Origin of the sequence: Tenacibaculum halocynthiae (assembly GCF_964512825.1) — a bacterium.
Taxonomy (GTDB): domain Bacteria; phylum Bacteroidota; class Bacteroidia; order Flavobacteriales; family Flavobacteriaceae; genus Polaribacter; species Polaribacter halocynthiae.
This window is the reverse complement of sequence record NZ_CAZELG010000033.1, coordinates 18,410-43,258: the sequence shown is the minus strand read 5'-3', so window position 1 is coordinate 43,258 and position 24,849 is coordinate 18,410. Positions and strand designations below refer to the sequence as shown.

The 24,849-nt window shown below is 29.3% G+C and carries 24 protein-coding genes; 15 read left to right on the top strand and 9 right to left on the bottom strand.

Annotation, left to right across the window (positions count from 1 at the left end; all coding sequences use genetic code 11):
* Positions 1–3 precede the first annotated feature (3 nt).
* Positions 4–762: a glycosyltransferase family 2 protein gene (locus ACKTTQ_RS12710; RefSeq protein ID WP_408049514.1), complete on the top strand. Its 759-nt coding sequence runs from the start codon at positions 4–6 to the stop codon at positions 760–762.
* The gene (locus ACKTTQ_RS12705) at positions 749–1,570 is read left to right on the top strand and encodes a 2OG-Fe(II) oxygenase (protein WP_408049400.1); all 822 of its coding nucleotides are present in this window, start codon (positions 749–751) and stop codon (positions 1,568–1,570) included. Before ACKTTQ_RS12710 ends, ACKTTQ_RS12705 begins: the two co-directional genes overlap by 14 nt.
* Positions 1,571–1,805: 235 nt before the next feature.
* On the opposite strand, the gene mdh is transcribed toward ACKTTQ_RS12705, so the two are convergent.
* From mdh to gyrB, 3 genes are all read right to left on the bottom strand, one after another.
* Complete coding sequence (mdh, locus tag ACKTTQ_RS12700; protein WP_408049399.1) at positions 1,806–2,732, bottom strand: malate dehydrogenase; 927 nt, start codon at positions 2,730–2,732, stop codon at positions 1,806–1,808.
* Between the two features lie 125 nt (positions 2,733–2,857).
* Positions 2,858–3,898, bottom strand: coding sequence for a DUF6588 family protein (locus tag ACKTTQ_RS12695; RefSeq protein ID WP_408049398.1), 1,041 nt, complete (start codon positions 3,896–3,898; stop codon positions 2,858–2,860).
* Positions 3,899–4,042: 144 nt separating this feature from the next.
* The gene (gene gyrB / locus ACKTTQ_RS12690; RefSeq protein ID WP_093870543.1) at positions 4,043–5,980 is read right to left on the bottom strand and encodes a DNA topoisomerase (ATP-hydrolyzing) subunit B; all 1,938 of its coding nucleotides are present in this window, start codon (positions 5,978–5,980) and stop codon (positions 4,043–4,045) included.
* Between the two features lie 496 nt (positions 5,981–6,476).
* Between gyrB and ACKTTQ_RS12685 the strand changes: the two genes are divergently transcribed.
* Positions 6,477–7,646, top strand: a complete 1,170-nt coding sequence (locus tag ACKTTQ_RS12685) for a DUF3103 family protein (protein WP_113785622.1) — start codon at positions 6,477–6,479, stop codon at positions 7,644–7,646.
* 54 nt (positions 7,647–7,700) lie between these two features.
* On the opposite strand, the gene ACKTTQ_RS12680 is transcribed toward ACKTTQ_RS12685, so the two are convergent.
* Positions 7,701–8,354: an LA_2272 family surface repeat-containing protein gene (locus ACKTTQ_RS12680; protein ID WP_147239354.1), complete on the bottom strand. Its 654-nt coding sequence runs from the start codon at positions 8,352–8,354 to the stop codon at positions 7,701–7,703.
* 1 nt (position 8,355) lies between these two features.
* Positions 8,356–8,970 (bottom strand): outer membrane beta-barrel protein, encoded by a 615-nt coding sequence (locus tag ACKTTQ_RS12675; RefSeq protein ID WP_093870546.1) that lies wholly within the window; start codon positions 8,968–8,970, stop codon positions 8,356–8,358.
* A gap of 112 nt (positions 8,971–9,082) precedes the next feature.
* On the opposite strand from ACKTTQ_RS12675, the gene ACKTTQ_RS12670 reads away from it, so the two are divergent.
* Positions 9,083–10,048, top strand: coding sequence for a hypothetical protein (locus ACKTTQ_RS12670; RefSeq protein ID WP_408049397.1), 966 nt, complete (start codon positions 9,083–9,085; stop codon positions 10,046–10,048).
* A gap of 47 nt (positions 10,049–10,095) precedes the next feature.
* Here ACKTTQ_RS12670 and asnB read toward each other — a convergent pair whose 3' ends face one another.
* Positions 10,096–11,757: an asparagine synthase B gene (gene asnB / locus ACKTTQ_RS12665; protein WP_093870547.1), complete on the bottom strand. Its 1,662-nt coding sequence runs from the start codon at positions 11,755–11,757 to the stop codon at positions 10,096–10,098.
* 422 nt (positions 11,758–12,179) lie between these two features.
* On the opposite strand from asnB, the gene ACKTTQ_RS12660 reads away from it, so the two are divergent.
* From ACKTTQ_RS12660 to recQ, 8 genes are all read left to right on the top strand, one after another.
* Positions 12,180–13,571: an anthranilate synthase component I family protein gene (locus tag ACKTTQ_RS12660; protein WP_299135568.1), complete on the top strand. Its 1,392-nt coding sequence runs from the start codon at positions 12,180–12,182 to the stop codon at positions 13,569–13,571.
* An 82-nt stretch (positions 13,572–13,653) separates the two neighbouring features.
* Positions 13,654–14,229, top strand: coding sequence for an anthranilate synthase component II (locus ACKTTQ_RS12655; RefSeq protein ID WP_093870549.1), 576 nt, complete (start codon positions 13,654–13,656; stop codon positions 14,227–14,229).
* On the top strand, positions 14,229–15,218 hold the full coding sequence (gene trpD / locus ACKTTQ_RS12650) for an anthranilate phosphoribosyltransferase (RefSeq protein ID WP_113785628.1): 990 nt from the start codon (positions 14,229–14,231) through the stop codon (positions 15,216–15,218). Before ACKTTQ_RS12655 ends, trpD begins: the two co-directional genes overlap by 1 nt.
* An 87-nt stretch (positions 15,219–15,305) precedes the next feature.
* On the top strand, positions 15,306–16,094 hold the full coding sequence (trpC, locus tag ACKTTQ_RS12645) for an indole-3-glycerol phosphate synthase TrpC (protein ID WP_093870551.1): 789 nt from the start codon (positions 15,306–15,308) through the stop codon (positions 16,092–16,094).
* Between the two features lies 1 nt (position 16,095).
* On the top strand, positions 16,096–16,716 hold the full coding sequence (locus tag ACKTTQ_RS12640) for a phosphoribosylanthranilate isomerase (RefSeq protein WP_113785629.1): 621 nt from the start codon (positions 16,096–16,098) through the stop codon (positions 16,714–16,716).
* 30 nt (positions 16,717–16,746) lie between these two features.
* Entirely contained in the window at positions 16,747–17,925 is a 1,179-nt protein-coding gene (gene trpB / locus ACKTTQ_RS12635) for a tryptophan synthase subunit beta (RefSeq protein WP_093870553.1), read from the top strand.
* An 80-nt stretch (positions 17,926–18,005) separates the two neighbouring features.
* The gene (gene trpA, locus ACKTTQ_RS12630; protein WP_299135563.1) at positions 18,006–18,776 is read left to right on the top strand and encodes a tryptophan synthase subunit alpha; all 771 of its coding nucleotides are present in this window, start codon (positions 18,006–18,008) and stop codon (positions 18,774–18,776) included.
* Between the two features lie 99 nt (positions 18,777–18,875).
* Complete coding sequence (recQ, locus tag ACKTTQ_RS12625) at positions 18,876–20,984, top strand: DNA helicase RecQ (RefSeq protein ID WP_408049396.1); 2,109 nt, start codon at positions 18,876–18,878, stop codon at positions 20,982–20,984.
* Between the two features lie 11 nt (positions 20,985–20,995).
* Here recQ and ACKTTQ_RS12620 read toward each other — a convergent pair whose 3' ends face one another.
* Positions 20,996–21,688 (bottom strand): 2OG-Fe(II) oxygenase, encoded by a 693-nt coding sequence (locus ACKTTQ_RS12620; RefSeq protein WP_408049395.1) that lies wholly within the window; start codon positions 21,686–21,688, stop codon positions 20,996–20,998.
* Between the two features lie 113 nt (positions 21,689–21,801).
* Here ACKTTQ_RS12620 and ACKTTQ_RS12615 point away from each other — a divergent pair, with 113 nt between their 5' ends.
* From ACKTTQ_RS12615 to ACKTTQ_RS12605, 3 genes are read left to right on the top strand one after another with little or no spacing between them, the layout of a single operon-like run.
* Entirely contained in the window at positions 21,802–22,335 is a 534-nt protein-coding gene (locus tag ACKTTQ_RS12615) for a DinB family protein (protein ID WP_408049394.1), read from the top strand.
* 40 nt (positions 22,336–22,375) lie between these two features.
* Entirely contained in the window at positions 22,376–23,206 is an 831-nt protein-coding gene (locus tag ACKTTQ_RS12610; RefSeq protein ID WP_408049393.1) for a bifunctional helix-turn-helix domain-containing protein/methylated-DNA--[protein]-cysteine S-methyltransferase, read from the top strand.
* 14 nt (positions 23,207–23,220) lie between these two features.
* Positions 23,221–23,694 (top strand): DUF1203 domain-containing protein, encoded by a 474-nt coding sequence (locus tag ACKTTQ_RS12605; RefSeq protein WP_113785636.1) that lies wholly within the window; start codon positions 23,221–23,223, stop codon positions 23,692–23,694.
* A 69-nt stretch (positions 23,695–23,763) separates the two neighbouring features.
* Here the strand turns inward: ACKTTQ_RS12605 and ACKTTQ_RS12600 are convergent, their stop codons facing one another.
* Together ACKTTQ_RS12600 and ACKTTQ_RS12595 are read right to left on the bottom strand one after the other, a co-directional pair.
* Complete coding sequence (locus ACKTTQ_RS12600; RefSeq protein WP_408049392.1) at positions 23,764–24,381, bottom strand: hypothetical protein; 618 nt, start codon at positions 24,379–24,381, stop codon at positions 23,764–23,766.
* On the bottom strand, positions 24,365–24,847 hold the full coding sequence (locus ACKTTQ_RS12595) for an RNA polymerase sigma factor (protein ID WP_093870562.1): 483 nt from the start codon (positions 24,845–24,847) through the stop codon (positions 24,365–24,367). Before ACKTTQ_RS12595 ends, ACKTTQ_RS12600 begins: the two co-directional genes overlap by 17 nt.
* Between the last annotated feature and the right edge of the window lie 2 nt (positions 24,848–24,849).

Here is a 24,849-nt window from a genome sequence, read left to right as displayed (position 1 = left end):
ACTATTATTAATCCACAAATATCCATAATCATTCCTTCTTTTAATAATTTAAAAGAACTTAAAGAATGTTTGTTTAGTATAAAAAAGCAAACGTATAAAAATTATGAAGTGTTGGTTATTGATGGAGATTCCAGTGATGGAACTAAAGAATTTTTGAAAACACTTGATGCTCCTTTTTTTTACCTGTCAGAAAAAGATGAAGGTATTTATGATGCCATGAATAAAGGAATAAGTAAGTCGAAGGGAAATTGGTTGTACTTTTTAGGTACAGATGATAAGTTTTATGACAAAGATGTTTTAAAGAATATAGCAACGTTTTTTGAAGAAAAAGATTTGGAGTTAATTTTTGGAAAGGTTGATTATAAAATAAAAGGCTTCTATCCTTTTATTTATAGTAAAAACAAAACTGAAAAGAAAGCAACGTGGAACTGGAAAATTTGGATACGGAATTCAGTTCATCACCAAGCTACATTTTATAAAAAATCATTATTTGTAAATACTAAGTATAGTTTAAAATACAAGATTTTATCTGATTATGCTATGAATATAAATTTATACAAGAGAAAATTAAGTTATAAAATAATAGAGGTATTTATTGCACAATGTTTGTCTTCGGGAGTTTCTAAAATGGGAAAATGGAATATGTATAAAGAGGAAACTAAATTAAAAACTGAAGCAAGTTCTATGGTTTTTTATCCGGTATTTTATATTCTATCTAGTTGCAAATTCTTTCTGAAAAAAATACAATATGCAGTTAAGTAGAAAAGAAATAGGTGATTTGATTTTTAAAAGAATTACTGAAAAGAAAGATGAATTAAAAACTTTTTATAAAGAAAAGAAATCAACAATAGGATATTTTTTTTTAGATGATTTGTTGCCAGATGAGTTAGCTACTTGTATTTATGATTCTTTTCCTGAAGTTGAAGTTACTAAGCAGAAAAAAAGTATTAGAGAGTTTAAGTATGTTGCTTATCAAATGAATACGTACAACGCTTTATTAGAGGAGGTTGTTTATGCGTTTCAAGAAGAAAAAAATGTAAGGTTAATTAGTGATATTTGTGGGTTGGATAAAGTGTATGCTGATGAAAATTTATATGCAGGAGGATTATCATTAATGAAGAAGAATAATTATTTGAATCCACACTTAGATAACTCACACGATAAAGATAGAGATAAATGGCGCGTTTTAAATCTATTATATTACGTTACTCCTAATTGGAAATTAGAACATGGAGGTAGTTTAGAGTTGTGGGAACAAGGCTTGAAGAGCAAACCTGTTGTAGTAGAAAGTAGATTTAATAGGTTAGTTGTTATGGCTACTCATCAAAACTCATGGCACTCGGTTAGTAAGGTTAATGTTGATGCGGTAAGGTGTTGTGTTTCTAATTATTATTTTTCTGATATCTCATATTTAGAAAGTGATACATTTCATGTTACTACATTTAGGGGTAGGCCGGAAGAGAGGTTTAAAAATGTATTCTTGAAGATTGATAGTAATTTAAGATCTTTTTTACGAAAATTTTTTACAAAAGGTATTAGAAAAAATCCTCATCAATACCGAAAAAAATAGTTTTCCTTAACTTGTGTTTAAATGATAAAAAGAGAAAACCCACTCCAAAAAAGAAGTGGGAAAATTGCTATGAAAAACTATGAAAAAGAAACATAAGTTATGTTTCTCTTATCTTAAAGACGTGTGAAAATCAATAATCTTACAAAGAGAAGAAGATTTTAACGTTTTTTTATAAAAAAAAGCCTGAGTTTAAAAAACTCAGGCTTCAAATTAAAAATTTATTTTTAAAAGCTAATTAGAAAGATAACGCTTCGTTATTTTTCTTTACAGCTTCAGCAGACGCAGTTAAATGTTCTTTTTCAGCATTGTCTAACTTAATTTCAACAATACTTTCAATTCCGCCTTTACCTAAAACAACAGGAACACCAATACATAAACCAGATAAACCATATTCACCATCTAATAAGGCAGAACAAGGGAATATCTTTTTTGTATCACATGCAATAGCTTGAACCATTCCAGAAACAGCAGCTCCTGGTGCATACCAAGCAGAAGTACCTAATAAACCAGTTAAAGTTGCACCTCCAACTTTAGTATCTTGTTTAACTTGTTCTAGTCTTTCTTCTGTTAAAAATTCAGATACTGGAACAGAATTTCTTGTAGCTAAACGAGTTAAAGGAACCATGCCTTTATCAGAGTGTCCTCCGATAACCATTCCATCAACATCAGATATAGGAGCTTCTAAAGCTTCAGCTAAACGGTATTTGAAACGAGCAGAATCTAAAGCACCACCCATACCAATAATTCTATTTTTAGGTAAACCAGTTGCTTTGTGTACTAAGTAAGTCATTGTATCCATAGGATTAGATACAACAATAATAATAGTATTAGGAGATTGTTCAACTAAGCTAGCTGCAACAGTTTTTACAATACCTGCATTAATTCCTAACAACTCATCACGAGACATTCCTGGCTTACGAGCAATTCCAGAAGTAATAACGCAAATATCTGAACCAGCAGTTTTGCTATAATCTCCAGTAGTTCCAACTATTTTTGTATCAAAACCATTTAAAGAAGCAGTTTGCATTAAATCCATAGCTTTACCTTCTGCAAAACCTTCTTTAATATCAACTAAAACAACTTCTGAAGCGAAATTTTTAATAGCAATGTACTCTGCACAACTTGCGCCTACAGCACCTGCTCCTACAACTGTTACTTTCATTTTATATATTTTTTATTGAAAATTATTAATAAGATGCACAAAAATAGCTATTTGTATAAGTATAAAAAAGAAAAACCCATTGATATTTCAATGAGGCTTAATCTTGTTATGTAGGTTTTTTGATTTTATCTAAAACTAAAAGCAATACCAGCATTTACTGTATTGTATTCTTGTAAAGAATAACTTCCAAAAATTTTAAAGAAACCTAAACTTACTCTTGCTCCAATTGTAGTGTTAAAACTACTAGAGTTAAATTTTAAACTAGGAGGTGTTAATGCTACTTTCTGCTCTCCTCCAAGTGAGGTAAAACTACCGATAAAGGTACCACTCATTCTTAAATCAGCATTTCCAGAATTATAACCTAAACCACCAAAAATGTTTATGAATGGAAAATTTAAAGAAGCAATAGCTTGGAATGAAAAAGCAGATAAACCAAATTCTCCAATTCCATTTCGTACTTCTAAAGAACCAGTTGTTTCATTTCCAAAACCATAATTTACATCTAAATTAGAATAAGCAGCTAATAAAGAAACATGCAAGGGAAGTTTATCTAAAGGTCCAAACCAACTTGTGATTTCTTTTTTTAAACCAATTCCATACATACTAACTTTTGCTCCGTCATCACCAAATTTTGTTTCAGGAAAGAAACGAGCCATAACTTCAAGCTTATAAGGTAATCCTAAACCTATTTGTACTGCAGGTGCTGGAACAGCTTTTAATGGTAAATCACCAATTATTCCTCCAGGTAATTCGAAATTAGCTGTTACTTGTTGGTTTGCTCCACCTACATCTATTGTTCTGGTAACTGTAAATGTTGTAGGAGTATCTGGACCTGCAAAAGTAGCTGCTGAGGTTGAAGTAGAAGTGATAGATGAACCTGCTCCTAAAGCGTTTTGAATGTTAAAAGTTTCTTTATCTGAAGGAATAAAACTAGCGTTTATACCTATTGTAATATCAAATCCGAATTTTTTATGAACTTTAGCTGTATGATACCATCCACTATTCATACTATTTATTAATCCTTCCATTCCAGGGTTGAAATATGCTTGGATTAGGTTACCGGCATCTTTTGTACTACCTAGAATAGCTTGTTCAAAACCATCTTGAGCTTTTGAACTTGTAATCATGGTAAAAACAGCTATAAAAATTAAAATACTTTTCTTCATTGTTTTACAGTTTTTGATTAGTATATGTGACTTTTAAATATAGTAAAAATATGTTAAATTATATTATACCTAGTATTAGGTAGTTTTAGATATAAAAAAAGCTCTCATTGTGTATGAGAGCTTTTTGTATGATTATTTTTAAAATTATGCATCAATATTTGCATACTTTGCATTTTTTTCAATGAATTCTCTACGTGGTGGAACTTCGTCTCCCATTAACATAGAGAAAACTCTGTCAGCCTCAGTTCCACTGTCTATAACAACTTGACGTAGCGTTCTGAACTCTGGATTCATAGTGGTATCCCATAACTGTTCAGCATTCATCTCTCCAAGACCCTTATATCTTTGTATAGAAGCACCGCCACCTAATTTTTGAACAATTAAATCACGTTGGTTATCGTCCCAAGCATATTCTCTTTTTTGACCTTTTTTAACTAGGTATAAAGGAGGAGTAGCTATATAAATGTATCCTTGTTCCACCATGTCACGCATGTAACGGAAGAAGAAAGTTAATATTAAAGTAGCAATATGCGAACCATCTACATCGGCATCACACATAATCACTACTTTGTGGTAACGTAGTTTAGATAAATTTAAAGCACGAGGGTCTTCTTCTGTTCCAATAGATATACCTAAAGCAGTAAACATATTTTTGATTTCTTCATTCTCAAAAACTTTATGTTGCATTGCTTTTTCAACATTTAAAATTTTTCCACGAAGCGGTAAAATTGCTTGAAAGTTACGGTCTCGTCCTTGTTTTGCAGTTCCTCCTGCCGAATCACCCTCAACTAAGAATATTTCACAAGCTGCAGGATCGGTTTCAGAGCAATCTGATAATTTACCAGGTAAACCGCCAATACTCATAACAGTTTTACGTTGCACCATTTCACGAGCTTTTCTTGCTGCATGACGTGCTTGAGCTGCTAAAATTACTTTTTGCACAATTGTTTTAGCGTCGTTCGGATTCTCTTCCAAATAATCCGTTAACATTTCTGAAACTGCTTGTGATACGGCAGAAGTAACTTCTCTATTACCTAGTTTTGTTTTAGTTTGCCCTTCGAATTGAGGCTCTGCAACTTTTACAGAAACTATGGCGGTTAATCCTTCACGAAAGTCATCACCAGAAATTTCGAACTTTACATTTTTAAGTAAGCCTGATTCATCTGCGTATTTCTTTAATGTGTGAGTAAGTCCACGACGAAAACCAGATAAATGAGTTCCTCCTTCATGTGTATTAATGTTGTTTACATATGAATGTAGGTTTTCAGCATAAGAAGTGTTATATACCATTGCAACTTCTACAGGAATTCCATTTTTTTCACCTTCCATTGAAATAACGTTCGCAGTTAATTGCTCACGAGTACTATCTAAATATTTAATAAATTCAGGAAGTCCTTCAGTAGAATGAAATGTTTCATTAATAAAATTACCTTCATCATCTGTGTTACGTTTATCAGTTAAAGTGATAGTAATACCTTTGTTTAGGTAAGCTAGCTCACGTAAACGAGCTGATAATGTATCATAGTTGTATTCTGTTGTTTGCGCAAAGATTGATTTGTCTGGTAAAAAAGTAACAATGGTTCCAGTAAAATCTGTTTCCCCAATTGTTTTAACAGGGTACAATGTTTTACCTTTTGCGTATTCTTGCTGCCAAATTTTACCTTCTTTATGTACTGTTGCGGTTAAATGATCAGATAAAGCGTTAACACAACTTACACCGACACCATGTAAACCACCAGAAACCTTGTAAGAGTCTTTGTCAAACTTTCCTCCAGCTCCAATTTTAGTCATTACAACTTGTAATGCAGAAACACCTTCTTTTTTATGAATCCCAACAGGAATTCCACGACCATTATCTTTGGTTGTTATTGAATTATCTTCATTAATAGTAACTTCAATAGAATCACAATGTCCTCCCATTGCTTCATCAATAGAGTTATCTACTACTTCATATACTAAATGATGTAAACCTCTAACACCTACATCTCCAATATACATGGATGGACGCATGCGAACATGCTCCATACCTTCAAGTGCCTGGATGCTATCGGCAGAATAATTATGTTTTTTTTCTTCGCTCATATTATTGAGTTAATTAATTAGTATCATTTTTTCAAAAAAATAACCGCATGAAGCGATTATGATTTCTACAAATTTACATTTTTTTAACTTTAAAATAAAGTTTTTAAGCTGTTTTGATTAAAAAATATTAACAATTGTGAATAGTGAAAAAATGCCTTAAAAGCTTTAAAAATGGGTTTATATTGAAAGAGAAAGTTTTTTTGTTCTTTTTTGTGAGTGTAAGAAGTAAAGAGTTTCTTAGGAGTGATATTTTGTGATTTTAAAAACAATGAAAAAATATTAATCAGTCGCTTTTAGCATTAAAAAAGTATTACTGATAAAAGGTAATATTAAAGTTGCATATTTTTAACCTTTTTGATGTTTATAGTGGTTTATTAATTGATATGTTTTCTTTTTGTTAATTTATTTTTAATAAATTAACATTTTTAACATAATTTATTGTGTTTTTTGTATGTTTGTTTGAAATAATAAATATTAATCAATAAATTTTTTAAAAATGAGAATCCCCCGTATTCTATTAAAGACATTATTAGTGTCTTTGTTAATTACAAGTTGTAACTCTTCAGATGAGTTAGTTGAAAACCAAGCGGTATTATTGGAGTCAAATTCGGTAAATAAAAAAGAAGTTACTTTTGAGTTTATCGACTTGATGAAAAATAAGAGTTTTAAAAGTAAAACGCTTAACATGTTGTCAAGGCAAAAGCCGAGTGTTAAGATGTCTAATATTTTAGATGAAACTACTGGTTTATCTTTAAAAAGTGAGTCATTTAACAGGTTATCAACATTAACCAATAAGTTAGAAGAAAAAGCCGATTCAGATAATGCTCCTGATAAAATTGAAATATTAGAGGTATGGTTACATAACCCTAAAAAGGACATGAATGTTGATGAGTTATTGTTTTCATATGCGCCTAAAGGAAATGAAAAAGACTGGAAGGTAATTGAAGCTTTTACTATTAATAAAGAAGTAGTTTATCTAGATCCAAAAGAAGCACCAAATAGACCTGTTATAGTTATTGAAACGAATGGTTTTGAAACTTTAAAGAAAGAGGTTAAGTTTATGAATAGGTATCTTAGAGAACAAGGTGTTCAAAATAATAGATTTGATACTTCAAAATTAGATTTAAGAGCAACTTCTTCAAGGAATGCTGGTTTACAGACGACTAAATTAGATAAGATAAGATTAAATGATGATGAAGAGCCATGGATTAGTGGAGCTGCTGAAGTGTATGCTATTACTTCTGGAATAAAAGATGGTAATAACAAGCCTGAAATAAAAATAATACCTATGTATTATTTAGATTATGAAGATAAAGATTATTATCCTAATCAAATATTGTTATTTTGGGATGATTATAAGTATCAGGCTGCAAATATTCAGTTGTTTGAAAAGGATGACAATGTAAATTATAAAAGTTTAGTATCAACTATAGTTAGTGGTGTTTTTCAAATTATAGGAACAGTTTCAACTCAACCTTGGGTTAACGTTTTAGGGCAAGTAGCTGGAGCTATTATACAAGCAATGCCAGATAGTTGGTATACCAATAATGATGATTATGTAGATTCTTTTTATACAATTGAAAAGAATAAAAATTACAGAAATTATTATGGAGCTAGAGGAAATGCAAGAGTGAATTTATCACCATTTTTTGTTGCATCAAATTAATAGATTAGAATTAGTTGAAATTAAAAACTCCCTGTTTATCAGGGAGTTTTTTTGTTAGAAGTTCCAATTAATAAAAGGGAGTGTTCTTTTTTTATTTTTATTCCATAAGCCAATTTGTATACCTTTTAAGTTTTTTGTTTTATTGAATAAGCCAATTTGAATTCCGTTAATTTTTGTAGAATAATTCTCGAAAGAAATTTGAATACCATTAAAATTTTCACTGTACCCTCCATAAGGGCCTGAAATCATTATGCCATTACCTTTTTTAATCCCATTTCCCCCAAAAGCTATCATTATACCGTTACCTTTTTCAATAGAATTTGTTAAGCCAGCTAATGAAATGCCATTTGAATGTTTAATATTATTCATAAATAATGTTGTAGAGATACCATATATATCTATTCCTTGAAAAGTGCCAGTAGATAAATTTATTCCGTATATTTTATGATTTACTTCTTGTATTTCAGGAACTTTTGAGGCTAAAAAATATAGAAAAGATAATGGGAATATTTCAAGTCTAACGCCATAAGTTCTATTAAGATTTTTATAATTTGACTGAGTAGGATAAAAGCCTAAAGAAAGGCCGTATACATCTGAGTTTTTTTCATGTTGAGTTCCTATTAATGGCCTGAATTTTCTTTTTTGAGCGTAGGTATTATTGCCTACTAAAAATAAAATAATAAGGGAAATAGTAAAAATAACCTTCATGTTAATTAAGTTTATATTTAAAACCAATGTTAATTTGTGATATTTCTGGCCATCTTCTAGTAGCTATAATTCCTTTTCTATCAGTTTTTCCACCACCAAAACCAAAATATTCAGCATTTATATAGATACTATTTTTTGAATTTATAGTGTAGGATAGCCCCATACCTATTCCCATATTAATATAAATGTCATTTTTGTGTTTTTTTATATTTTCCGTTTTAATGTATTTGTCATTTAAAGTGAAGTTTAATGCTGGTCCGATTGTAAAATTAAAGGCAATTCTTTTAAAAAATAACTTGTTTTGGAGTTTATACATTATAGGTATAGATACTATAGAGCTTGTGTATGAAATGAAATAAGAAGATGTTAAACTGAAGAAACTTTTAGAATTATTTATGCGTTCACTATGTATATTTGCATGACCATATTTAAGTCTAAGGTTTATTGAGCTTTTTTTACTTACAAAATATTCTAGCCCAATTCCTACATTTATGTTGTTTTTACTACCAGATTTTTCAAGACCAGTTTCTATTAAAAGTGCAATGTTTTTTTGTTGTTGTGCATTTATACAAACGCTAAAAAAAATAAAGGATAAATAAAAAAGTTTAATTTTCATAAGTCTAATATTTATAATTTTAAGTAAATTTATTGTGATTAATGTTTTTTAAGAAAGATAAATCACAACTAGAATTGTTTTATTTTGTGATTTTCACAAAAAAAGATATATTATGTATCAAGAAAAGTTATTTGAGAAAATAAAAGAAAAGTTGAATGGAAAGTCATTGAATGAGGTACTTTCTGGTGTACTAAACATTAGTTATGATGCGGCGCATCGAAGAACTAGTTTAAAAAGTAAAATGTCTTTAAATGAAAGTGTTATAGCGGCTAAATATTTTGGGTTGTCAATTGATTCACTTATTGGCGAGGTTCATAAAAGTTATGTTTCAGTAGAGAAAACTATTCAAATAAAAAACGAAAAAAACTTAGAACAATATTTTGAAGATTCTTATGAGTCACTTCGATTAATCGTCGATCGGAAAGATTTTCATTTATTCTATTCAGCAAAAGATTTACCTATTTTTCATCTATTGAAAGGAAATTTATTGAGCAGATTTAAAATATATGTTTGGTTAAAGTTGTTAGATAAAAGTTTTAGAAATTTACCTTTTAAAGCTTTTTATCCGAAGTTATCAACCATGCAAAAAGCTAAAAAATTAGGAAGTATATATCAAGGAGTGAATGTTTCTGAGATTTGGGATACTACTACAATTAATAGTACTTTAAAGCAGATTCATTTTTATTATAAAGCTGGTCAAGTATCTTTTTCAATAGCATTAGAGTTGTGCAATGAATTAAAGCTGTTATTAGATGAGTTATCTGAAAAAGTTGTATCAAAAAAAAATGTGTTTAACTTATATTATAATGAACTTTTATTGATGAATAATAATGTATTTGTTTTTAATAAAGAAAAACAAATGTTATTTGTTCCAAATTCAATGTTGTCTTATTTTAAAACAACCGATAAAGAAACTTGTTATGAAGCTCAAAGTTATTTTAGAAAACAAATTAAGCACTCTAAACTGTTAAATACTTCAGGAGAAAAAGAACAGAATCAGTTTTATAATAAAATGATGGAAAAGGTGAATGTTCTTATCAAGTTAATAGAAGCTGAAAACTTTTTGGATTTTGAATAAAAAAAACCTCATTGAAATGAGGTTTTTAACACAACTAAAAATGCTATTTAATAAGCATCTTCATGCACTGCTTTAATGGCTCTTCCACTAGGTTCATTTACGTTTTGAAAACTTGCATCCCAAGCTAATGCAGTAGGCGTGCTACAAGCAATAGAAGGTACAGATGGTACAGTTAAAGCAGCAGTTTCACTAGAAAAATGTTCTTCAAAAATAGAACGGTAATAATATTCTTCTTTAGCTCTTGGAGTTTGCATAGGAAACCTATGAGAAGCATTGTCCATCATTGTTTCAGTAACAGCTGCATCAACAACTTCTTTTAAACTGTCAATCCAGTTATATCCAACTCCGTCAGAAAATTGTTCTTTTTGTCTCCAAGCAACACTTTCAGGTAAATAACTTTCAAAAGCTTTTCGTAAAACCCATTTTTCCATTCGTTCTCCATTAATCATTTTGTCTTCAGGGTTTATACGCATGGCAACATCCATAAATTCTTTATCTAAAAAAGGAACACGACCTTCAATACCCCAAGCCATTAAACTTTTGTTGGCTCTTAAGCAGTCGTACTGATATAGCTTATCTAGCTTACGAACTGTTTCTTTATGGAATTCTTCAGCACTAGGAGCTTTATGAAAATATAAGTACCCGCCAAAAATTTCATCGGCACCTTCGCCAGATAACACCATTTTAATTCCCATCGATTTTATTACACGGGCAAGTAAATACATAGGAGTTGAAGCTCGAATTGTTGTAATATCGTAAGTTTCTAAGTTGTAAATAACATCACGAATAGCGTCTAGTCCTTCTTGAACAGTAAAAGTTACTTCATGATGAATTGTACCAATATGTTCAGAAACCTCTTTAGCAGCGGCTAAGTCAGGAGATCCTTCTAAACCAATAGAAAAAGAATGCAATTGAGGGTACCAAGCTTCATCTTTATCACCAGATTCTATACGTTTAGAGGCGTATTTTTTTGCAACAGCAGAGGTTATTGATGAGTCTAAACCACCTGAAAGTAATACACCATAAGGTACGTCGCTCATTAATTGTCTATGAATAGCAGCTTCTAAAGAGTCTCGAATTTCGTCAATACTTGTTTGGTTATCTTTAACAGCTTCATATTCTAGCCAATCACGAGAGTACCAGCGTTGTAAACCACCTTCTCTTGTATAATAGTGTCCTGGAGGAAAAACTTCTATTTTATTACAATAGCTTTCAAGGGCTTTTAATTCAGAAGCGACATAAAAAGTTCCCTTTTTATCCCACCCCATATATAAAGGAATGATTCCCATATGATCTCTAGCTATTAAATATTCATCTGTAGCAGTATCATATACGGCAAAACCAAAAATTCCATTTAAATCATCTAAAAAGTGTTCACCTTTTTCTTTATATAATGCAAGAATCACTTCACAGTCAGATTGTGTTAAAAACTCATGACTCTCTTTTAGTTCCTTCTTTATTTCCTTGTGGTTGTATATTTCACCATTGGCAGCTAAAACAAATCTTTTATCTTTACTAAATAAAGGTTGTTGTCCAGATGTTGGATCAACAATAGCTAAACGTTCATGGGTCATAATAGTTTTATTATCACTATAAATACCACTCCAATCTGGGCCACGATGCCTAATTTTTTTAGCCATTTCTAATAACTGAGGTCTTAAAACTTCTGATTTATCTTTTAAATCAAAGGCACATACAATTCCACACATAATCTTATATCATTTTAATATTTTAATATTCTTTAACTACTAATTAATAACTATTTAAAAAGTTATTGTTTTAATTGATGATACAAACAACGTGATAAACTTTATTTTTTAAAACTAAACTGATTAATATGGTTTTATATTTTTAAATATTTGATATTTTTTGTTTTAAAATGTAACTTTTGTTTGGTTTTTAGATTTTAAAAATTGTTTTTTTATAGTTTTATAAAAATAAATTGAAATAAAAATTTGGATTATTAAAAATGTATTATAAATTTGCCATATCATGACAATACAAAATAACATATGGTGGTGGAACTCTCTTAACTCAAATTAAGTGGGCAATAACCTGTATATGTAAAATATAAATTAGAAAAGGCTTATCTCACGATAAGCCTTTTTTGTTTTTAACAACACAACTAAAAATGAAACAAACAGAATATACTACTATATCTAAAAAACAATTAGCAGATACGGTTACACCAGTAGGACTGTATTTAAGATTAAGAGATAAATACTCAAACACATTGTTATTAGAAAGTTCTGATTATCATAGTAAAGAAGAAAGTTATTCTTTTATATGTGTGGAGCCTTTAATTACTATGAAAGCTAATAAAAATAAGTTTTCTGTTTCTTTAAAGGGAAAAGAAGTAAGTAGCGAACCCATTGACGGAAATTTTAATAATTTATTTAATCAGTTTACAGAAACGATTAATTTAAAATGTGATGATACTATAAAATCATTTAATGGATTATATGGGTATACTACTTATGATAGTGTTCAGTATTTTGAAACAATTAAATTAAATGTAAAAGACGCTCCTTCTGCAATTCCAATGATGCAGTATAGTTTCTATAAATTTATTATAGCAATCAATCATTTTAATGATGAAATGATATTAATTGAGAATGTAAAAGAAAGTGAGACGTCAAGAATACAAGAAATAGAAACGATAATAAAATCTCAAGCATTTAATACTCAGGATTTTGAGATAGATGGTGAAGAAACTTCAAACTGTACCAATGAAGATTTTAAAGAGTATGTAAGAAAAGCAAAAGCACATTGTAAAAGAGGAGATGTTTTTCAATTAGTATTATCACGACAATTCCAACAAAAATTTAAAGGAGATGAGTTTAATGTATATAGAGCTTTACGATCTATTAATCCATCACCATATTTGTTTTATTTTGATTATGGAAGCTTTAAGTTAATGGGGTCTTCTCCAGAAGCACAAATTAAGATTAATGAAGGGAAAGCTATTATAAATCCAATAGCAGGAACTTTTAGAAGAACAGGAGATATGGCCGAAGATATTAAGCTTGGTAAAAAATTATCTGAAGATAAAAAAGAAACTGCTGAACACGTAATGTTAGTAGATTTAGCTCGAAATGATTTAAGTAAGCATGCAGATAATGTTAAAGTAGATGTTTTTAAAGAAGTACAATATTTTAGCCATGTTATCCATTTAGTATCTACAGTACAAGGAAAAATAAAAGGAAACCCAATTAAAATAGTTGGAGATACATTTCCTGCAGGAACATTGAGTGGAGCGCCTAAATATAAAGCAATGCAATTAATTGATACTTATGAAAATCAATCACGTGGATTTTATGGAGGAGCAGTTGGTATTATAGGTTTAAATGGTTCTGTAAATTTAGCTATTGCAATACGTTCATTTGTAAGTAAACAAAATGTATTGTATTTCCAAGCAGGAGCAGGAATTGTAATTCATTCAAATGAGGAAAATGAACTACAAGAAGTAAATAATAAATTAGCGGCGTTGAAGAAGGCGTTACTGTTAGCAGAAGAAATATAAAATATAAATAAGATGTTAGTATTTTTAAAAGAAGTTTAATTATTTTCTTTATACTACTATCTCTACTTTTAATACTCAGATTATGAAGATATTAATATTAGATAATTACGATTCGTTTACCTATAATTTAGTACATATGGTGGAAGATATTACAGGGCAGTTACCAGATGTGTATCGTAATGATGAAATAACAATTAAAGACATTGAAAAATATAATGTAATTATATTATCTCCTGGACCAGGAATACCAAATGAAGCTGGTATTTTAAAAGAAGTTATAGCTACTTATGCAGGAAGAATACCAATTTTTGGGGTGTGTTTGGGGTTACAAGCAATAACAGAAGTTTTTGGAGGTCAAATAGAGAACATGGGAGAAGTATTTCATGGTGTTGCAACTGAAATGAAAGTAGTTGATTCAAAAGCAACTATTTTTAAAGGTATTTCAGAAAAATTTGAAGCAGCTAGGTACCATTCTTGGATTGCTTCTAAAGAAAATTTTCCACGAACGATAGCTATCACAGCTGTTGATGAAGAAGGAGAAATTCAAGCTATTCAACATAAAGAGTTTAATGTTTCTGCGGTTCAGTTTCATCCTGAGTCAATTTTAACAGAAGTAGGAGAACAAATTGTAAGAAACTTTTTAGAAAACGTACAGTAATGAAGGAAATACTAAACGAATTATATCAGCATAAACGTTTATCTAAGCAGCAGGCTAAAGAGGTACTTATTGCAATAGCTAAAGAAAACTATAATGAAGCACATTTAGCTTCTTTTTTAACTGTTTTTATGATGCGTCCAATTACCGTTAATGAATTAGCAGGTTTTAGAGAAGCATTATTAGAATTAGCTATAAAAGTAGATTTATCAGATTATAATACTATTGATATTGTAGGTACTGGTGGAGATGGAAAAGATACTTTTAACATTTCTACTTTAACATCATTTGTAGTAGCAGGTACAGGACAAAAAGTAGCTAAGCATGGTAATTATTCAGTTTCTTCCACATCAGGATCATCTGATATGCTGGAAAGTTTTGGCTATGAGTTTACAAATAATGAGGCAATATTGAAGTCTCATTTAGAAAAAGCGAATATTTGTTTTTTACATGCTCCAAAGTTTCATCCGGCAATGAAGGCGGTTAGTCCAGTAAGAAAAGCATTGAAGTTAAAAACATTTTTTAACATGCTTGGGCCATTAGTAAATCCAAGTTCGCCACAAAATCAATTATTAGGAACTTTTAATTTAGAAGTGGCTCGTTTGTATAATTATATTTTACAAGAAGAAGGTACAAACTATGGAATTGTTCATGCATTAGATGGATATGATGAAATATCATTAACAGGAGGGTTTAAACTCTTTACCAAAAAAGGAGAAGAGTTAATAACCCCTCAAGATTTAAATCAAAACACATTATTACAATCAGATATTTATGGAGGTGATTCTGTTGAGGCAGCGGCAAAAATATTTAAGGCCATTTTAAATGGAGAAGGAACAGTAGCACAAAATAATGTGGTTTTAACTAATGCAGCTTTTGCATTGACTATAGTTGATGATAAAAAAAGTTTCGAGGATGCTTTTGAAGAGGCAAAAAGTTCATTGATGGGAGGTAAAGCAAAAGAATGTTTAAATATATTAATTAGAAGTTAGGATATAAATATAAAATGTCATTTGAAATTTAGAAAAGAGAGTATAATTAGACGATAACTATGTTTGATTTGACAGAAAGAAAAAAGTATGACAATATTAGATAAAATAGTAGCATTTAAGAAGAAGGAAGTAGCCAAGATAAAGGCTGAAATTCCCGTAAAAAAATTAGTTGAAAGTCCTAATTTTAAAAACACACCACTATCATTAAAAAAATCATTAACAGATTCTTTTTCAACAGGTATTATAGCAGAGTTTAAAAGGCAATCACCATCAAAAGGGGTAATTAATGACAAAGCAACAATATTAGAAGTTACAAAAGGATATTTAGATGCTAATGTTGCTGCGCAGTCTATATTAACAGATACATCGTTTTTTGGGGGAACAATGGCTGATTTAATGGAGGCAAGAACATTAAATCAACAAAAACCAATTTTGCGTAAAGATTTTGTAGTTGATGGGTTTCAAATTGTAGAAGCAAAAGCAATAGGAGCAGATGCTATACTTTTAATAGCAACTTGTTTAACTGCTCAAGAACTAAAAAATTATGGACAATTAGCAACAGACTTAGGTTTAGAGGTTTTATATGAGGTTCATACACAGGAGGATTTAGAAAAAATTAGTGATTTAGACAATAAAATTATAGGAATCAATAATAGAAATTTAAAAACTTTTGAGGTAGACTTAGAGCACTCAATAGCGTTGGCAAATCAAATACCTTCAAGTGCAGTAAAGGTATCTGAAAGTGGAATTTCTGACCCTAGAATTATTACTGGATTAAAAGAATATGGATTTCAAGGTTTTTTAATAGGAGAAAACTTTATGAAAACAGAAAATCCAGGGCAAGCTTGTCAAGAGTTTATTAGTCAAATTCGATAGTATGAAGCTGAAAGTTTGTGGAATGAAGTATGTAGAAAATATTAAGCAAGTAGTAGAAGTTAATCCAGACTATTTAGGCTTTATTTTTTATGAAAAATCTCAAAGAAATTTTGAAGGAATAATTCCTGAAATTCCTAAAAGTATTAAAAAAGTAGGAGTATTTGTAAATGAGTATTTAGAAATATTGGTTTCATTAATTGAAGAATATAAATTAGAAGTTGTTCAATTACATGGTGATGAATCTGTAGCATACATTAAAGAGTTAAAGAAGCATTTACCAAAAGTAAAAATTATAAAAGTTTTTGGAATTAAAAATGAATTTGAGTTTAAAACTTTACTTCCTTATGAAGAGTATGTAGATTATTTTTTATTTGATACTAAAGGAAAAGAAAGAGGAGGAAATGGAATAACGTTTAATTGGAGTGTATTAAAAAAATATAACTCAACAAAGCCATATTTATTAAGTGGAGGAATAGGTTTAGAAGAAGTAAATGATGTAAAGGCATTTTTAAAAACTCCACAAGCAAAATACTGTGTTGCTTTAGATGTAAATAGCAAGTTTGAAACAGCACCAGGAAAGAAATCAATTGATAAATTAAAGAAATTTAAAAACAAATTTTAGTTAATAACTAAAATAAACAACACAACAACAATGAAATTTCAACCAGATGAAAATGGGTATTACGGGCAGTTTGGAGGAGCTTTTGTTCCTGAGTTGTTATATCCAAATGTAAAAGAGTTAGAAGATAATTATATAGATATTATTAATTCTGAAGCATTTCAAAAAGAGTATAAAGATTTATTAAAACACTATGTAGGTCGTCCAAGTCCTTTGTATTTAGCTAAGCGATTGTCAGAAAAATATGGAGCTACTATTTATTTAAAACGTGAAGACTTAAATCACACAGGAGCCCATAAAGTTAATAATACAATTGGGCAAATTTTAATTGCAAAGCAATTAGGTAAAACTAAAATTATAGCAGAAACAGGTGCTGGACAGCATGGTGTAGCATCAGCAACAGTTTGTGCATTAATGGGGTTAGAATGTATTGTTTTCATGGGAGAAATAGACATTAAACGTCAAGCACCAAATGTAGCTCGAATGAAAATGCTAGGAGCTAAAGTAATTCCTGCCACCAGTGGAAGTAAAACATTAAAAGATGCCACCAACGAAGCTATTCGTTATTGGATTCAACATCCAGATACCTATTATTTAATTGGTTCTGTTGTAGGGCCACATCCATATCCTGATATGGTAGCACGATTGCAAGCAGTGATTTCTGAAGAAATGAAAATACAGTTAAAAGAACAAACAGGGAAAGAAAACCCAGATGCTATTATAGCTTGTGTTGGAGGAGGAAGTAATGCTGCTGGGGCTTTTTATCATTACTTAGAAGATTCATCAGTAGAATTAATAGCTGTTGAAGCAGCTGGTTTAGGAGTTGATTCAGGAGAAAGTGCGGCAACTTCTCAATTAGGTGAAGTAGGAGTTATTCATGGAAGTAAAACTATTTTAATGCAGGATGAGTACGGGCAAATTGAAGAACCATATTCAATTTCAGCAGGATTAGATTATCCTGGTGTTGGTCCGTTGCATGCTTTTTTACATGAAACTAAGCGAGCAAAGTTTATGAACGCTACTGATAAAGAAGCATTAGATGCAGCTTATGAACTAACAAAAATAGAAGGAATTATACCAGCGTTGGAAACTGCGCATGCTTTAGCAGTATTAGCTAAAATGGATTTGAAAAAAGATCAAACCATAGTAATTAATCTTTCTGGTAGGGGAGATAAAGATTTAGAAACATATATTAAACATTTGGAAGAATAGTAACTAAAAAAATGTAATCTAGAAATTTTTAAAAAGATAACTAAATTATATTATTCATAGGTACAATATATACAGATATAATGAATTCAATACAAAATATATTTAATCAGAAAGATAAAGACTTATTGTCTATTTTCTTTACAGCTGGCTTTCCTAAGCTTAATGACACTTCAAAAATAATTGAAGAGTTGGAAGCTAATGGAGTTGATTTTATAGAAGTAGGGTTACCTTACTCTGATCCATTAGCAGATGGACCAACCATTCAGCATAGTAGTTCTGTTGCTTTAAATAATGGAATGAATCTAGATGTAGTTTTCGAACAATTAGAAGCGATAAAAGATACTAATAAAACACCTTTGGTATTAATGGGCTATGTAAATCAAATTATTAAATATGGAGAAGAATCTTTCTGTCAAAAAGTAAAGGATTGTGGTATAGATACAATTATCATTCCAGATTTACCAATGGTAGAATATGAGAACCATTATCAAGATTTATTTAAAAAATATGGAATTAGTAATGTGTTTTTAATAACACCTAATACATCTCAAGAACGTATTAAAAAGATAGATAGTTTAACTGATACTTTTATATATGTAGTGGCGTCAGCATCAATAACTGGGGCTAAAGGTGAAGTTTCTGAAAAACAGGTAGCTTATTTTAATAGAATAAAAGCAATGGAATTAAAAAGTAAATTAATTGTGGGCTTTGGTATTTCAGATAATAAAACTTTTACAACTGCTTGTAGATATGCAAATGGAGCAATTATAGGTTCTGCATTTATAAAAGAGTTAGATAAACATTCTATTAACGGAATAGCAAGTTTTGTGAAAACTGTTAAGAATTGTTAATGTATTATTAAATGATATTTAAAAAATATTTCAAAACCTACTACACTTTAAAACGAAGATATTGCATCTTCGTTTTTTTTTATACTTATTTTTGCGATTATGGAGCACGAGATAGCAGAACAAGTACTGTTAGAAAAACTAAAATCTAATTTTGGATATGATAGTTTTCGATTACAACAGCAAGAAATTATTGAAAATATTTTAGCTAAAAATGATACTCTGGTTATCATGCCTACTGGAGGGGGAAAGTCTATTTGTTTTCAATTACCTGCTTTATTTTTTGAAGGAATTACTATTGTTATTTCTCCATTAATAGCTTTAATGAAAGATCAAGTAGATAGTTTAAAAGCAAATGGAATTGCAGCATCATATTATAATAGTAGCCAATCTACAGAAGAACAGGAAAAAGTATTTGATGAGGTAGTTACTAAGAAAATTAAATTGTTATATGTTGCTCCTGAGAGTTTAGGATTATTGCAAAATATTTTAAATAAAAACTATGTAAGTTGCATTGCTATTGATGAAGCTCATTGTATTTCAGCTTGGGGACACGATTTTAGGCCTTCTTATAAACAATTATCTTTTTTAAAAAAATCGTTACCAGGTGTTCCAATTGTAGCTTTAACTGCTACAGCAGATAAAGCAACTCAAGAAGATATTTTAAAACAACTAGCAATTTCTCATGCTACTAAATATATAAGTTCTTTTAATAGAGAGAATATTAGCTTAGAAGTAAGGCCAGCAAATGATAGGGTACAACAAATCATTAAATTTATAAATAAAAAGCCTAATGAGGCAGGTATTATTTATTGTTTGAGTAGAAAAGCTACTGAACAATTAGCTAGTAAATTAAAACAAAATAATATTGATGCGAAAGCATATCATGCAGGATTACCATTTGAAGAAAGAGCAAAAACACAAGAAGCTTTTATAAAAGATAATTGTGAAGTTATTTGTGCAACAATAGCTTTTGGAATGGGAATAGATAAATCAAACGTACGTTGGGTTATACATTATAATATGCCTAAAAATATAGAAGGATATTATCAAGAAATAGGACGTTCTGGGAGAGATGGCTTACCTGCAAAAGCATTATTATTTCATAGTTATGCAGATGTAATTCAACTACGACAATTTATAGAAAATACTGGGAATAAAGAAGTACAAGAAGCAAAATTAGATAGAATGAAACAGTTTGCAGAAGCTACTGTATGTAGGAGAAAAATATTGCTTAGTTATTTTGGCGAATTAATTGAAAATAATTGTGGAAACTGTGATGTTTGTAAAAATCCACCTCAGTTTTTTGACGGTACTGTAATTGCACAAAAAGCTCTATCGGCTATTTATAGATTAGGTGAAAAAGAAGCAATGGGTACAGTGATAGATGTACTAAGAGGTGCAAAAAATGCTACTGTATTAGATAAAAATTACCAGTATTTAAAAACTTACGGTGTAGGAAATGATATTTCTTGGAAAGATTGGCAACATTATTTAATTCAATTAGTAAATCAAGGTTATAGTCAAATAGCATTTCATTTAAACAATACGTTACAATTAACCGATTTTTCTAAAAAAGTTCTTTTTAATGGAGAAAAAGTACAATTAACTACTCCAGTAGAAATTAAAAAAGAAGAAAAAACAACAATTACTAAAACAAGAAAAAGAGCAATAAAAGACACTTTGTTTGAAAGGTTAAGAAAATTACGTTATCGTATAGCAGAAGAAGAAAATATAGCCGCATATTTAGTTTTTAATGATGCTACTTTAAAAGAAATAGAGAGGGAAAGGCCTAGAACAGATGAAGAGTTTTTAACTATAAGTGGAGTAGGGCAACGAAAATTAGAAGTATATGGAGGTGAATTTATAGAAGAGATTAAAAATTTTTTAAAGGAAAAAAAGAAAACTAAAAAGGATACTACTCTTGAGACATATAAGTTATACAAGGAAGATTTTACCATTGAAGAAATAGCGGAAAGTCGAAAGTTAAAGCCAGCTACTATATTTTCACATTTATCTAAGTTATATTTAGAAGGAAAGGATGTTAGTTTAGATGAATTTACTACGCCTGAAGTAATAAAGTTGGTTGCAAATGCCAAAAAGGTATTAAAAAATGAAATGACTTTAAAACCTTACTTTGAGTTTTTAGAGGAAAAAGTACCTTATGAACAAATTAGAGTGGCGTTAACTATTTTGCAGAAAAAAAGATAATATTAAATTAATTATTTAATGTTGTTTCCAATAGGAGAACTCAGAAATCCAACTGCAATAAATCGACCATCGGAAAAATCATCTGAGTCTGATTTAACTTTAGTTATTCCATGGAAAGTTTCTGATGCAAATATGATTAGTGAATTATTTTCAAAGTCAATAGTGAAAAGAGGGGGATTATTATATCCTTCTGGAGAGCTAGTATCTGTTTTGAATACCTGAAGATCTCCACCTTTAAATACTTTAGGAATACTATTGAAATAATAAAGAATTGAAATTTGGTATTGTCCATTTGTTGAATCAGCGTGTGGGGCTCCATAATGACCATCTGAACAATTAACAAAGGTTAAAGGAATTTTTGTAACAGGAAAAGGATTGATGTCAAGTGTGTTAAATATAGAAGGAAGTTGTTTAATAATTTGTTTATTAAGAGTATTATAAGCTTTTTGAGTTAAGGCACCAATTAAATTATTATTGCTTTTTGAACCTAGTTCTAAAAATGTTGATGTTTTAGTATCCGATCCTGGAAATTCATAGCTTTTAAAGTTTTTTTCTTCTTTACATATTGAATTATAAAGAACCTCATTATTTTTTTTTGATAAAAAATGAGATATACGCATAACTTTTGTTTCTCCACACTTTATCAATGATATGTTATCCGTTTGTGTAATAATCGTTTTATAACTACTTTCTTTATCTTTCATATTCCATTTATATTTAGTGTAAATTTATTCAAATTATATATAGTTAATAATATTTTAATTTGATTAAAAATTAAACAAGATTAAGTGAAGTATAATTATTAAAAATTAAGTAAATGATAAAAAAAATAGAGTTTCCATTACCTAATGAATACCCAGCTTATGCTGAAATGTATATGAAATTAGTAAAAAAAGATGTAAGTCTTATTGAACAATTAAAATTAAGTTTACATCAAACAAAAAAGCTAATTAATAATTTATCAAACGAAAAACTAGATTTTAAATATGCAGAAAATAAGTGGTCAGTAAAGGAAGTTTTGGTCCATATAATTGACGATGAAAGAATATATGGGTATAGAGCTCTTTCTTTTGCTAGAAATGATAAAACTAACCTTCCTGGTTTTGAACAAGAAGATTATAATTTTAATTCAGATACTTCAGAAAGAACAATTGAAAGTATTCTAGAAGAATATGAGGCATTAAGATTATCAACAATAGCATTATTTAAAGGTTTGTCAGATAAAGCATTGAAACGTATAGGAGTAGCAAATGGAAACCAAGCGAGCGCAAGGGCTTTAGGATATCATATTCTAGGGCACGATTTACATCATATTAAAATAATTAAAGATTTATACTTAAACAAGCAATAATCGGATTGAAATAAGAAGAGAATAAACTAAACTTTGTAGTATGGAAAACAAGTACCATTTTGATGTAATTACGAAGGCTATTTATTTTATTAAAAAATTTAGAAGCGAACAGCCGTCGCTAGAAGAAATTGCAAATCATGTTAATTTGAGCAAGTACCATTTTCAGCGAGTTTTTAAAAAGTGGGTTGGAATTAGTCCTAAAGATTATCTTCAGTATTTAACAATTGAGAAAGCTAAAAGTTCTTTAAGAAAAGGGCAGAGTACATTAGAAACTTCTTATAGTGTTGGGTTATCAGGAAATAGTAGATTACATGATTTATTTGTTAAAATTGAAGCGTGTACTCCTGGAGATTTTAAAAAAAGAGGTAAGGATTTGAAAATATATTATGGAGAGATTGAAACACCTTTTGGAATGGCTACAGTAGCTGAAACAGAAATTGGTATTTGTAGTTTTTCATTTGATCTTTTAAGTATAGATAAATTTAAAAAAGAATATTCAGAAGCTATTTTTATAAATAAAACATTTAATAATGCATTGTCTTTACAATCATATTTTAAACAATGGGAAATACCTAATACACCAATTAGTTTAGATTTAATAGGATCACCATTTCAAATTCAAGTATGGAAAGCACTATTACAAATACCTTCATCTAACTTACTCGCTTATCAAAACATTGCAGCAATGATTAATAAGCCTAAAGCTGTTAGAGCTGTTGGTACCGCAATTGGTAAAAACCCAATAGCTTATTTAATACCCTGTCATAGGGTTATTAAAAGTGATGGTAATATGGGTAATTATAGATGGGGAACTGAAAGAAAAATAGCAATTAATACTTATGAATCAATTAAATTAAACGATTTAGAGTAATAACAATTGAGAGTATGAATAACAATTTTAAAATAGAAGCAATTGAAAATAATTTTAATGAATTATTTAACTTAAGTAAAGAAGAACTATTTCTAAAAGGTATAGTTAAAATAGTTGTTGATGAAAAGCCAGGTTTTCCATGTAGAGTTACTCTTAAAGATGCAGAAATAGGAGAAGAAGTTTTATTATTATCTTTTAAATACCACAATGTGAATTCACCCTATAAGGCAAGTGGTCCTATTTTTATTAGAAAGAATTCAAAAAAAGTTAATTTAAAGATTAATGAAGTACCTCAAATACTTTTTGAGCGATTACAATCTGTAAGGGTTTATGATAAGAACGGAATGATGATAGATGCTAAAATACTTGAAGGGAGAGAGATGGAAAGAGAAATAAAGAAAACTTTTAACAATACCTTAGTTAGTTATATACAAGTTCATAATGCCAATCCGGGTTGTTATAACTGTCAAGTAAATAGAGTTCTATAAAACAAGTTTAAATATATAAAAGGTATTAGTAAGCAATTAGTTTCTAATACCTTTTTGTTGGATATAATTTTACTCTTTTAATTCTTCCATTTCTTTAATTATTATATCTAGTCTTGAGATAAGACTTGAATACAAAATTTTAGTAGATAGTGTAAAAATTATTATACCTATAATAGAAACACAAATAGCGATTAGTAAACCAATACCAAAGAACTCAATAAAAGTTGTATCTGAACTAATAAATTTTGAAAGAAAACTTTTCTCTTTAATACTAAAAGCAATTAAAAATATTGATAAAACGGCCATTGGAATGGCAAAAACAAAAAGTTTTTTAGTAGATGAAGTTATAGAAGAAATAATTTTTCTATAATTTTTTAAATAAGTTAGATTATCTGATTTTACATCAATAGTATTAAATTGATTTAATAGTTTTTTATTAAATAGGTACAAAGCTACTATTAATAATGAAGAATATATTCCAATAATCGCCTCAGAAAGAAATGACATAACTATAGCCAATACAATTGCCATAGGTATTAAACCTTTGTTGTCAATTTCATAAGTTCTCTTAATTTTATTTATAACTGTTTTTGACTTTTGATTATATAAGTCATTTATTTTAGGCGCTATTAATGATTGCTCATTTATAAAAGCATCATTCCATATTTTTTCAATTGATTTTTCCATCTAATAAATCTTTTAATTGTTTTTTAATTCTGTTTATTCGTACCGCAATATTGTTAGCGCTAGTTCCAATAATTTCGGCAATTTCTTTGTAAGGGTTTTCTTCTAAATGCAATAAGATGATAGCTCTATCAAGTTCAGAAAGTTTTTTAATTGCATCATATAATAAATTTAAATTTTCATTTTCAAAAGCTTTATTTTCTTCTGATTTATCTACATGATATTTTAAATCATATTCTTTTTTTTTGTTTTTCTTTACTAAAGTTAAACAAACATTTAATGTTATTCGGTAAATCCAAGTAGACCATTTTGATTTTTCTTGAAATGCATTTTTACTCTTCCATATTTGTAAACAAGCTTCCTGATAATAATCTTCAAAATCTTCTTGAGAGTCTGTATATGCTCTGCAAATTTTTATAATTATTCCTGCATGCGGTAGAATAGATGTTATATAAAAATCGTTACTCAAAA